11 protein-coding genes are annotated in these 12,618 nt (G+C 33.6%); 8 read left to right on the forward strand and 3 right to left on the reverse strand.

Features of this window, described 5'->3' with window-relative positions:
- Positions 1–59: 59 nt before the first annotated feature.
- Both E0H99_RS09465 and E0H99_RS09470 read right to left on the reverse strand, forming a co-directional pair.
- Complete coding sequence (locus E0H99_RS09465) at positions 60–1,316, reverse strand: voltage-gated chloride channel family protein (protein ID WP_131994373.1); 1,257 nt, start codon at positions 1,314–1,316, stop codon at positions 60–62.
- A gap of 34 nt (positions 1,317–1,350) precedes the next feature.
- Complete coding sequence (locus E0H99_RS09470) at positions 1,351–1,761, reverse strand: RidA family protein (RefSeq protein WP_131994376.1); 411 nt, start codon at positions 1,759–1,761, stop codon at positions 1,351–1,353.
- Between the two features lie 285 nt (positions 1,762–2,046).
- Between E0H99_RS09470 and E0H99_RS09475 the strand changes: the two genes are divergently transcribed.
- Complete coding sequence (locus tag E0H99_RS09475; protein ID WP_131994379.1) at positions 2,047–2,715, forward strand: hypothetical protein; 669 nt, start codon at positions 2,047–2,049, stop codon at positions 2,713–2,715.
- A 130-nt stretch (positions 2,716–2,845) separates the two neighbouring features.
- On the opposite strand, the gene E0H99_RS09480 is transcribed toward E0H99_RS09475, so the two are convergent.
- Positions 2,846–3,373 carry a hypothetical protein gene (locus E0H99_RS09480; protein WP_131994382.1) on the reverse strand — a complete coding sequence of 176 codons (528 nt, stop codon included), beginning with the start codon at positions 3,371–3,373 and terminating at the stop codon, positions 2,846–2,848.
- A 186-nt stretch (positions 3,374–3,559) separates the two neighbouring features.
- On the opposite strand from E0H99_RS09480, the gene guaA reads away from it, so the two are divergent.
- The 7 genes from guaA (at position 3,560) to E0H99_RS09515 (ending at position 12,592) form a co-directional block, all read left to right on the forward strand.
- The gene (gene guaA / locus E0H99_RS09485) at positions 3,560–5,089 is read left to right on the forward strand and encodes a glutamine-hydrolyzing GMP synthase (protein ID WP_131994385.1); all 1,530 of its coding nucleotides are present in this window, start codon (positions 3,560–3,562) and stop codon (positions 5,087–5,089) included.
- Positions 5,090–5,222: 133 nt separating this feature from the next.
- Positions 5,223–7,160 carry a LysM peptidoglycan-binding domain-containing protein gene (locus E0H99_RS09490; protein WP_131994388.1) on the forward strand — a complete coding sequence of 646 codons (1,938 nt, stop codon included), beginning with the start codon at positions 5,223–5,225 and terminating at the stop codon, positions 7,158–7,160.
- An 89-nt stretch (positions 7,161–7,249) separates the two neighbouring features.
- Positions 7,250–7,651, forward strand: coding sequence for an OsmC family protein (locus tag E0H99_RS09495; RefSeq protein WP_131994391.1), 402 nt, complete (start codon positions 7,250–7,252; stop codon positions 7,649–7,651).
- A gap of 85 nt (positions 7,652–7,736) precedes the next feature.
- Positions 7,737–7,967: a DUF3820 family protein gene (locus E0H99_RS09500; protein WP_131994394.1), complete on the forward strand. Its 231-nt coding sequence runs from the start codon at positions 7,737–7,739 to the stop codon at positions 7,965–7,967.
- A 158-nt stretch (positions 7,968–8,125) separates the two neighbouring features.
- A complete protein-coding gene (locus tag E0H99_RS09505; protein ID WP_131994397.1) occupies positions 8,126–9,739 on the forward strand; it encodes a CTP synthase in 1,614 nt (537 codons plus the stop codon).
- Between the two features lie 56 nt (positions 9,740–9,795).
- Positions 9,796–11,700 carry a membrane protein insertase YidC gene (gene yidC / locus E0H99_RS09510; protein ID WP_131994400.1) on the forward strand — a complete coding sequence of 635 codons (1,905 nt, stop codon included), beginning with the start codon at positions 9,796–9,798 and terminating at the stop codon, positions 11,698–11,700.
- Positions 11,701–11,878: 178 nt separating this feature from the next.
- Complete coding sequence (locus E0H99_RS09515) at positions 11,879–12,592, forward strand: toxin-antitoxin system YwqK family antitoxin (protein WP_131994403.1); 714 nt, start codon at positions 11,879–11,881, stop codon at positions 12,590–12,592.
- The last annotated feature ends 26 nt before the right edge of the window (positions 12,593–12,618 follow it).

Genomic DNA, 12,618 nt, shown 5'->3' on the forward strand with positions numbered 1-12,618 from the left:
TATTAAGAACAATACTACAAAAAAATAATTTTAAAAATTTAAAAAAAATGATTTACTCTTTACAAAAGTTCTATATTTTTTCTTCTTAATTTTTGATACACCTCGTATTTTGCCCCTTTAACTATTTGAGCATTATAAATCCCCACCGACCCCGAAGTAAAATACGCGATAATACAAGCAATACCAATAAAAATACCGCTTTCTATCCCGAAAAGTTCCATTCCCATAACCGTACACGAAATAGGAGTGTGGGTTGCTCCTGAAAAAACGGCTGCAAATCCCATTCCTGCTAAAAGCGCGATGGGTAAAGGAACTAAAAGCGATAAAGTACTTCCCAACGTAGCACCAACGAAGAATAGCGGAGTTACTTCGCCACCTTTAAATCCTGCTCCGAGCGTAAATCCGGTAAATAATATTTTTAAAATAAAATCATACGAAGCATTTGGATTAGAAAAGGAATCAACAATTGCTGGGATTCCCAAACCAACGTATTTTGTAGTTCCAATACAGTAAATTGTTACTGCAAGAATTATTCCTCCAACGAAAGGACGAAGCGGAGGAAAGGTGATGGTTTTTGAAAATAAATGACCCCAAAAATGCGTGCTCCGAGAAAATAGCATAGCGGCTAAACCAAAAAGTATACTGACTGCAATTATCCAAAATAAGGTAGTGAAATTCATTTCGGGAAGGATTGGAATGTTATAATGTGTATGTTTTACTTGCCAAAATTCAACGGTAAAATAAGCGGTATATGCTGTTAAAAAGGACAAAGGAATGCTTTTATAACTGATTTTGCTGAAATATAGAACTTCCAAAGCAAATATAGCCCCGGCCAAAGGCGTTCCAAAAACGGAAGCAAAACCAGCGCTAATTCCCAGAATGATTAGTGTCTTCCGGTCGGCATTTTCAAGTTTGAAGATTCTTGTAAATTGATCGGCGATTGCACCGCCCATTTGTACTGCTGTTCCTTCACGACCGGCTGAACCTCCAAAAAGATGCGTGATTAAGGTGCCAAAAAGTACTAATGGCGCCATTTTTAAAGGAATTGTTTTTTGAGGATTTTCGTATTCTTCCAGCAACAAGTTATTGCCTTTAACTATAGATTTCCCCCAATAGTAATATCCAAATCCAATTAGCAAACCGCCTATTGGCAAAAGCCAAATAACCCAGTTGTTGTGTTCTCTATATTGTGTAAGCCAATCCAGTGCCACTAAAAAAAATGCTGATGCCGATCCAGAAAAAATGCCTGTCAAAACACAAATGAGAATCCATTTGAGTGTGACAAGCATTATTTTTGTAGTGTTTTCTAAATTCATTACCGGAATTGAAGGAGTGTTTTTTACAAAAGTATTATAATCCCTCTTGAATTAGCGGTTTTTCAGTAGCTATAGCTGTAAATTCGATTTCAACTAAATATTCAGGTGCTACCAGTTGATTAATTCCGTAGAAACCTGTGGTTGGTTTTATGTCTTTAAAAAATTTGGCATGAGCGGTGGCAACTGCTTCAAATGTAGAAACGTCTGTAGTAAATATGCGGGTGCGAATGACATCTTTCATACCTACATTTAGGTCCTCCAAAACTTTTTCTACGCGCTCTAAAATGTTTAGTGTTTGCGCATAAGCATCGTCAGCTTTTACTTTTTCACCATCAACAATGGCGACTGTTCCTGATACTTCAATGATGTTTCCAATGCGTACTGCACGGCAATATCCCATTTTATCTTCCCATGGTGAACCTGTCAATATGTTTTCTCTTTTCATTTTAATTGTGTTTAGGTATTATTTAGCATTGTTTAAATGCAATTTTTGGTGTGGCATAATATTTGCAATTTATAAAAAAAACTGAAATTAAAAACGGTAATTTTTAATTAAAAACTTCAATTTTTGCTGAGAATTGTTAGGATATTATAAGTTCTAAAATGCAATAAATTTAAAAATTGAATGTTATAAATGAAAGTTAAATTATACTATGAATTAGTCATTATATATGATTAGTTTTTTATTTTTAAAATTTTACAAGCACAGTTAAACTAATTTAAAAAAGTTATGAAAAGGATTTTATTTTTAATGATTGCCATAAGTATGTCTTTAAGTGGATATGCTCAGAATGAATTTAGTTCAAAATTTAAACCTATTCCACTTAAAAATAATGCCCCTAAAATTAAAAAAACAACTCCGCCAAAAGCAGAGATTCCTCCTATTAAGACCCCGAATGTATTTAAAAATCCGGAACTTTTAAGCCCGAATCCAAGTCCTTCACTTTCAATAACTCCGGCTACTAATTTTTCAATGACTCCGAAAAATGAATTTATTAATCCAGGGGATGTTTATAGAGATAAATTAAACAAAAAGGAAGACAAATCTGAAGGTCTAGTTTATAGAAAAAATCAAAATTTAGGAAATTTCACAACAGGTTCGCTTACCGCCAAAGTAAGATACAGAGATGCAGCTTATGTTGATGGCGATAAAATTCGCGTGTACTTGAATGATAAAGTTGTTGAATATCAAGTGACTTTGGACAGTAATTTCCAGGGTTTTGAAATAGTTCTGGAAAAAGGATTCAACAAGATAGACTTTGAAGCCTTAAATCAAGGGAGTTCAGGTCCCAATACTGCTGAATTTCAGATTTATGATGATAATGGCGGTTTGATTTCGGCCAGTCAATGGAATCTTGGAACGGGTTTTAAGGCAACTATTATAGTTACAAAAGAATAATTTAACCCGTTGGGTGTAATTAGTTTTTAATGATAATTTTTCGTCAGATCGAGTGATTTTCCACAGAAAAACACTCGATCTGACGTTTTGAATAATTAACCCAACGGGTTGATTTAGTTGTCGTACATGCCTAAAACGGATCAGCAGTAACTTTAAATTTCATATCAGATTTTACAGTAATATCTTGTGCCAAACTTTCTTTGGTAACTACTTTAATTCGTATTTTATAGGATGAAGCTTTTATGTATTTATCTAGTTTTTCTTTAGTGCAAGTTAGATTTATGGTATTTGAAGTCGAATTGATTTCATCCAAATAAGCCAATTCTATTTCATCATTAGCATCTGTTGAGATGTACAAACGAATCGATTTTAGAAAACTGAATGACTTATTGCTAGGATCCGTGATGGTCAATTTTAATTCACTTAATTTCACATCTTTTACTAATTCAGCTTTGGTGTTATTGTTTTCAAAAGTGGAGCTTGAGTTTGTAGTAACATCAGGAGTGATTAGATTATGAGCAGTGCCAAGAGGAAATCCGCTTTCAATTTTAAAACTTGTTTGATTGTCTATTGAAAAAGTCAATAAATCATCAATCACATTGCACGAAGTAATTAAAATCAGTAATGTTATTATTGATACATAAATTTTTGTTTTCATTGTAATGTTGTTTTATTTTAAATTAATTTTTAGAATGTATAAGTTCACTTACGAAAATTATACTGTCTGGGTTTTTTATAGGATTATTTAATTTGATTTTAGAGCAATAATTGAGATTTGACAAATAAAAAGAATATTTTTCAAAAATCAATTTTTCAAATCAAAATATAAAAAGTATTTTTGCGCATGCAACACAACGTACTTATTTTAGATTTCGGATCGCAATATACTCAACTTATTGCGCGTAGAGTTCGCGAATTAAATATATTCTGCGAAATCTTCCCATACAATCATTTTCCGAGTGATTTATCAAGTTATAAAGCCGTAATTCTTGGAGGCAGCCCTTTTTCTGTTAGAGGAGAAGATGCGCCACATCCCGATTTATCTCAAATTAGAGGAAAGCTTCCTATGCTGGCCGTTTGTTACGGTGCGCAATATTTATCCCATTTTAGTGGTGGTGAGGTAGCAGCTTCAAATACAAGAGAATATGGTAGAGCCAATTTGTCTTTTATAAAAGAGAACGAAATTTTCTTTGAAGGTGTTTCTGAGAATAGTCAAGTTTGGATGAGCCATAGTGACAGTATCAAAGGATTACCGACCAATGGAGTAAAGCTTGCAAGTACTCACGACGTGGAATTTGCAGCCTATAGAATTGAAGGTGAAACAACTTATGCCATTCAATACCACCCAGAAGTTTTCCATTCAACAGATGGGTCAAAAATGCTGGAAAACTTTTTAGTAAAAATTGCTGAAGTTCCTCAAAATTTTACACCAAATGCTTTTGTTGAAGAAATGGTGGCAGAATTAAAAGAAAAATTACAAGACGACAAAGTAGTTCTTGGTCTTTCTGGTGGAGTAGATTCTACAGTAGCGGCAGTTTTATTGCATCAAGCTATCGGGAAAAACCTATACTGTATTTTTGTAAATAATGGTTTGCTTCGTAAAAACGAATTCCAAAATGTATTGGATCAATACAAAGGAATGGGGTTGAACGTAAAAGGAGTAGACTCTGGAGATCGTTTTTTATCTCAATTAGCAGGTGTAAGTGACCCGGAAACCAAACGTAAAATTATTGGACGTGTATTTATCGAAGTTTTCGATGATGAATCACACCTTATAGAAGATGTAAAATGGTTGGCGCAAGGAACTATTTATCCTGATGTTATTGAATCAGTTTCAGTAAAAGGACCTTCGGCTACTATTAAATCACACCATAATGTAGGAGGTTTACCTGATTACATGAAGTTAAAAATTGTAGAACCACTTCGCATGCTTTTCAAAGATGAAGTACGTAGAGTAGGGGCTTCATTAGGGATTGATCCAGAATTATTGGGAAGACATCCTTTCCCGGGACCAGGATTGTCAATTAGAATTCTAGGAGATATCACACCAGAAAAAGTACAAATTTTGCAAGATGTAGATAAAGTTTTTATCGACGGATTGAAATCTTGGGGGTTGTACGATAAAGTATGGCAAGCAGGAGCTATTTTACTTCCGGTAAACAGTGTAGGTGTTATGGGTGACGAGCGTACTTATGAAAAAGTGATTGCGCTTCGTGCCGTAGAATCTACTGATGGTATGACTGCTGATTGGGTACATTTACCGTATGATTTCTTGATGAAAGTATCTAATGATATCATCAATAAGGTAAAAGGAGTAAATAGAGTGGTGTATGACATTAGTTCAAAACCGCCTGCAACTATTGAGTGGGAATAATAATGTAGATTTTTGTTGATTTAATCTTTGAACATCATTATTTTTAATGTTCTCTATAAAACGGTATCAGATTTTGGAATAAAATTTGATACCGTTCTGTTATTAATGATTGAATAATTTTATAAATAAAAGGATGAAATATTTTTTTGCGATTTGTATAACGGCTTTGTTTTTTAATTACAGCGTTTTTTCACAAGAAAAAACTACTACACATAAAGTGGAGAAAGGAGAGACAATCAGTCAGATTGCAATAAAGTACAACGTTACTCCATATGATATTTACCAATTAAATCCAGATGCAATAAGTGGTTTAAAACCTAATAGTGTTTTACTGATTCCAAAAAGCGGCGGTAAACAAAAAGTAGCGGTTCAGGCTAAGTCTGCAGCGAAAACGGTAACCCATGAAGTAACGCCAAAAGAGACGCTGTATGGTATCGAAAAAAAATATGGTGTTTCTGACGATGCATTAAAACAAGCGAATCCTTTTTTGGAAAAAGACGGATTGCAAATAGGACAAATCCTTACTATTCCTTCTGGAATCAGACAAAAAAACACTACTCCAGTACAAGTAAAAGTAGTATATCATGATGTTCTTCCAAAAGAAACCAAATATTCTATTGCCAAGAAATATGGTATTACCATTGAAGAATTGGAGAGAAAAAATCCTGAAATAGTTTCGAATTTACCTGTTGGCTATAAATTAATTATCAAAGGAAATGCTCCAAAAGGGGATAAAACTACCACAGTGGTTGAATCTAAAAAAGAAATTGTAAAAGCGAATCCCGAAAAAGTTTCTACAGCAGTCAATTATTTGAATTATGTGGTAAAACCAAAAGAAACACTTTATAGTTTGTCAAAAATGGCAGGAATGAGTCAGGAAGAATTAATCGCTCTTAATCCTGCTTTGTCTCAAGGTGTTGTGGAAGGGATGATTTTGAAAGTTCCAGCAACGATTAGTATCCCGCAGGAAGCTAAAAAAGAATACGCTGTAATCTCAAAGAAAAGTAGCAGCAGAAAAAAACTAGTATTGCTTTTGCCTTTTAATATTTCAAAAATTGAAGGAGATACTGTCAATTCGACTGCAATGCGCTTGAAAAAAGACAAGTTCTTAAACATGACTTTAGATTTTTATGCAGGAGCTTTGGTTGCAATTGATTCGGCTAAACAGCTGGGACTTGCCATAGATGTGAGTGTGTTTGACTCTCAAGAAACTAAAAATACTTCTAATATTACTGCATTAATTAAAGAAAATAATCTGGAAAATTCAGATGCTATAATTGGGCCTTTCTATCAAAATAATGTTGAAAAAACAGCCGAATTATTAAATGCAAATCAAGTACCTGTGATATCACCTTTGTCAAAAGACACGGGTAATTCATTTGGCAATATGTTTCAAACGATTCCTACTACCACAGCCGTTAAAAATGCCATGTTTGATTTCATGAGAGCAAAAAACGGGAATATTGTAGCGGTAGTCGATAAGAAAAAAGAATCCGTTATACAGTTTATTAGAGAGAATCATAAAGATGTAAAATTTTCGGAGCTTAATGCAAATGGCGGTGTATCTGCTGAAAATTTAAAAAGTTTATTTGTGAAAGATAAAATAAACTATGTGGTGATGGAAACCGGAAATACGGGAATGATTAAATCAACAATAGCGACTATGTTAAGTGCTATGGCTACTTATAAAGTACAATTGGTTATTCTGGAACCAAATGAAACATTAGATACGGATGAAATCAGTTTTGTGAATTTAACAAAGTTGAGATTAATGTATCCTTCTGTTACCCGTGAAAACGAATCTCCTGAAGCTTTAGTTTTCGAAAAAGAATTCAAAAAGAAGAATAAAATTTATCCTAGTGCATTTGCCACAAGAGGTTTTGATATTACTTTTGATACCATGATGCGATTGTCACAAGACAAGAAATATCAAGAAACAGTTGACAGCACTGCTACGGAGCAAGTAGATAATAAGTTTGAATTTTACAAAAAAGAAGATGGTGGTTACATTAATAAAGGAGTGTATATCTTATATTATGACACTGATTTGACGATAAAAGAAGCGAAGTAAACTAAGTGTTCAGTGTAATGAGTGTGTTCATTTTGGGACTCCCAACCTCTAACCCCTGACTCCTAACCTATAACTTATAACTAAAAAATATGACATCAAAAGTAACTTATTTAGGGGATTTAAGAACCTCTTCAATTCATTTACAATCAGGAATTGAAATTATTTCGGATGCTCCAGTAGACAATAATGGGAAAGGGGAGGCTTTTTCTCCAACGGATACTGTTGCCAATGCTTTGGCAAGTTGTATGATGACGGTTATGGGAATAAAAGCGCGTGATTTGGAAGTTGATTTGAAAGGATCAACTGCTGAGGTTACTAAAATTATGAATGCTGAACCAAGACGCATCGGTACAATCGAAATTACTTTTGAAATGTATGGAGAAGCGGATCAAAAGAGTAAAACCATTCTTGAAAGAGTCGCCATGACATGTCCTGTTTTTCTGAGTTTAAATACCGAAATCGAAAAACGTATTATTTTTAACTGGAAATAAAGTAGAATATTGAAGAAAGAGGCAAGAAGTGCGATTTATTTAATAGTCTTACTTCTTGTCTCTTTTTTCTTTTTTCTCTAAAAAAATGGATCAAAACCAAAAACAACTCATCAAACTTGCTCATACTAAAATGCCTTTTGGTAAATACGAAGGAAAGTATCTTATTGACTTGCCTGAATATTATGTGGTTTGGTATAGCAATAAAGGATTTCCGAAAGGGGAATTAGGGCAGCAGCTTCAGCTAATTTATGAGCTAAAATTGAATGGATTAGAGGAATTGATACGAAATATTAAAAAAAGATACCCGAAACCATAGGATAGACTTTCTTAGACTTCTTAGATTTTTAGAGAATTAGATTATGCTTTTTTTAACCTAAAAGAGTCTAAAAATCTAATAGTCTAATGTTCTAATAATCCAATTAAATTTGTACTTTTGCCAAGTTTTTTACACAACTACATACAAACAACAACAGAATGAATCAAACGAAATATATTTTTGTTACAGGCGGTGTGACTTCTTCTTTAGGAAAAGGAATTATTGCAGCATCTTTGGCAAAATTGTTACAAGCAAGAGGATACAGAACAACAATTCAAAAATTTGATCCTTATCTTAATGTTGATCCGGGTACTTTGAACCCTTATGAGCATGGAGAATGTTATGTAACCGATGATGGCGCAGAAACAGATTTAGATTTAGGACACTACGAGCGTTTCTTGAATGTTCCTACTTCTCAGGCGAATAATGTTACTACGGGAAGAATTTATCTTTCGGTGATTGAAAAAGAAAGAAGAGGAGAATTTTTAGGGAAAACGGTTCAAGTGGTACCTCATATTACCAACGAAATTAAAGAAAGAATGCAATTGCTAGGTAATTCTGGCGATTTTGATATTGTTATTACCGAAATTGGGGGTACAGTAGGAGATATAGAATCATTACCTTATATAGAATCCGTTCGTCAATTGGTTTGGAACTTGGGCGAGAATAATGCTATCGTAATTCACCTTACTTTAGTACCTTATTTGGCTGCCGCAGGAGAATTGAAAACAAAACCAACACAACATTCCGTTAAAACATTGATGGAAAGTGGTATCAAAGCGGATATATTAGTTTGTAGAACAGAGCATGAACTTTCGGATGAGATTCGCAATAAATTGGCCTTATTCTGTAATGTAAAAAGAGAAGCTGTTATTCAATCTATTGATGCTTCGACGATTTATGAAGTGCCAAATTTAATGTTGGAAGAAGGACTTGATATTGTAGCTTTAAAGAAATTAGATTTGCCTAAAAAGGCTGCTCCGGACTTGAAAAACTGGAATACTTTTTTACGTAGATTGAAACATCCAAAGCATACTGTAAACATCGGTTTGATTGGTAAATATGTAGAAATGCAAGATTGTTACAAATCTATTTTGGAAGCGTTTATTCATTCAGGGGCTACAAATGAAACCAAAGTAAATGTGATTTCTATTCATTCAGAACACATTGACGCAACAAATATAAACGAGAAATTAGCCGGTTTAGACGGAATTCTTGTTGCTCCCGGTTTTGGAGAAAGAGGAATCGAAGGAAAAATCGAAGCAGTTCGTTATGCCCGTGAAAATAAAGTGCCGTTTTTCGGAATTTGTTTGGGGATGCAAATGGCAATTATCGAATATTCAAGAAATATTGTAGGATATGCTGATGCAAATTCTACTGAAATGAACGAGCATACTTCACATCCGGTTGTTAACCTTATGGAAGAGCAAAAAACGATTACTGATAAGGGTGGAACGATGCGTCTTGGTGCTTGGAAATGTGATCTTAAACAAGATTCATTGGCATACAAAATTTATGGAAAAGAGACTATTTCAGAACGTCACCGTCATCGTTATGAGTACAACAGTAATTATGTAGCGCAATTACAAAATGCGGGATTAATTGCTTCAGGTGTAAATCCAGATACAGGATTGGTTGAGATTATAGAAATAGAAGATCATCCATTTTTCATCGGGGTACAATACCATCCGGAATACAAAAGTACAGTAGCGAATCCGCATCCTATTTTTGTGAGTTTTGTGGCAGCAGCGGTTCAGGCGAAGAAAAAATAATTGGGTTGGTTCCAATAAACGGTACACTTTAAACTTTTAAACTTTTTTTAATTATAATGGAACAAAAAAAATTTGATCTCAATTCGATTATTGGTTTTGCATTAATTTTTGGTATTTTGGTTTGGATTATGTATCAAAACCAGCCTGATCCAAAAGTGGTTGCTGCTGAGAAAGCTCAAAAAGAGCTCGTAATTAAGCAGGCTAAAGCCAAAGAATTAGAAGCTAAAACTGTTGCGAAAGCTACTATTGCAGTTGCAGCAACCGGAGACTCTACACAATTGGCCCAATTGCAAAAAACGTTAGGGAATTTTGCTTATTCTGCTACGCTTCCTTCAGCTACTGCTGGTTTTACAACTATTGAAAACGAATTGGTTACATTGAAAATTGCCAATAAAGGAGGATATATTGTTGAGGCTACTTTGAAAAAGTTTGAAAAATTCAAGAAAGGTTCCGGACAATTAGTTGAATTGATAAAAGACAATAATGCCAATTTAAATGTGCAATTGCTTACTAGCGATAACCGTACTTTAAATTCTAAAGACCTGTATTTTGAGCCTACTTTGACAAAAGTTGGAGCAGATCAAGTGTTGTCCATGAAATTGAAAGCGGGAGCTAATGAATTCTTGGAATACAAATACATATTGAAACCAAACGATTACATGATTGGTTTTGACATTCGTTCCCAAGGATTGAATAAAGTTTTAAATACTTCTAAACCGTTGGATTTAGAATGGAACTTGAAAACCTACAGAAATGAGAAAAGTGTTTCTTACGAAAACCGTTACACTGAAATCTATTTCGAACACGAAGATGGAAAAATTGATTATGCAGGTTTAGGACAATCAGAAGAATCAGATCTTGAAAAAGCGACTTTTGTAGCTTTCAAACAACACTTTTTTTCAACGATACTTTTGACAAAGACTCCTTTCGGAACTGCTAAAGTGAAGTCGGATAATCTGGTTCTTGATGATAAAGTAGATACCACTTTTACGAAACAATTTAAAGCAAATATCCCATTAGCCTTTGATAATGGAGAATTAGATCATAAAATGAGTTGGTATTTTGGTCCAACAGATTACAAGACTTTAAGTCATTACGACAAAAATTTAGAAAAAATCATCTCATTAGGTTGGGGAATTTTCGGATGGATCAATAAATTTATCTTTATTCCATTATTCGGATTTTTAAGTTCTTACATCGCATACGGAATTGCTATTATTATTTTTACAATTTTAATAAAATTAGCAATGTCGCCTATTACGTTCAAATCGTTCTTGTCACAAGCCAAGATGAAAGTATTGCGACCTGAAATTACAGAATTGGGGGAGAAATTCAAAAAAGACCCAATGAAGAAGCAGCAGGAAACTATGAAATTGTACAATAAAGCAGGTGTGAATCCTATGGCGGGATGTATTCCAGCCTTGATTCAGCTTCCTTTTATGTACGCTTCCTTTCAGTTTTTCCCATCAGCTTTTGAGTTAAGACAAAAAAGCTTCCTTTGGGCAGATGATTTATCGTCTTTTGATGAAGTAATACGATTGCCTTTCTATATTCCTTTTTACGGAAATCACATCAGTTTGTTTCCAGTACTTGCCTCGATTGCTATTTTCTTCTATATGAAAATGACTTCTGGTGACCAACAAATGGCTGCTCCGCAACAAGAAGGAATGCCGGATATGGCTAAGATGATGAAAATCATGATTTATGTATCGCCAATAATGATGTTGTTTTTCTTCAATAGTTATGGTGCGGGATTGAGTTTGTATAACTTTATTTCGAATCTAATTACCATTGGAATTATGATTGTCATCAAACGATACTTTATCGATAGTGATAAGATTCATGCTCAAATTCAAGAAAACAAATTGAAAGAGCCGAAAAAACAAGGTAAATTCCAGAAAAAACTGCAAGAAGTTATGGAACAAGCTGAAGCTCAAAAAGCACAACAGAAGAAAAAATAATAAATAAAAAAATCTCGATATATTTCGGGATTTTTTTATTTACATATAATTTAAGCGACCTGAATTCGTTACTATAAAAAAGGTAATTATGAAATGAGCATGATCGTAATTAAGTCGTAAATACTAATGATGATATGTGAATTACATATGACCGATAAAAAACAATAAATGTCAACATATGAAAGCATTTTATAAAAAAGGAATATTTGTTTTGATGTTTTTGCATGTGTTTTGTCTTTATGCACAAACAGATTTCAATAAGTTAGATGAAAAAGGGAAAAAGCACGGAGTATGGAAAGGATTTTATGAGGAATCAAAAAGGCCCAGATATGAAGGGACTTTTGAGCACGGAAAAGAAGTTGGGATTTTTAATTTTTACGATGACACCAAAGCTAAATCCATAATAGCCACAAGGGAATTTAATGCCAAAGACAATTCAGCGTATACCATTTTTTATGATCAGAATAAAAATAAAGTAAGTGAAGGTAAAGTGGTCAATAAATTATTTGAAGGGCAATGGAAGTATTACCACCAAGCTTCAAAAAACATCATGACAACAGAGCATTACGTAAATGGTAAGTTAGAAGGTTTGCGTACCGTTTTTTATCTCAGTGGTAAAATAGCAGAAGAAATAAGTTACAAAAGCAATTTGAAGAATGGTTTTTATAAAAAATATACTGAAAAAGGAATTTTATTGGAAGAGTCAATGTTTAAAAATAACATTTACAGTGGTTTAGCGGTTTTTAGCGATACTAATGGGAATGTAGTTTCTAAAGGACAGTTTGTAAATGGTAAAAAATCAGGTATTTGGCAGTTTTTTGAAAAAGGAAAATTGGTAAAAGAAACGAATATGAGTTTTCCTGGAAATGCAACAAAATCCAAAAATAATTAACTTTATACTTAACAAATACTGTTGTA

The sequence above is a fragment of the Flavobacterium sp. GT3P67 genome (assembly GCF_004349155.1).
Classification (GTDB): domain Bacteria; phylum Bacteroidota; class Bacteroidia; order Flavobacteriales; family Flavobacteriaceae; genus Flavobacterium; species Flavobacterium ranwuense.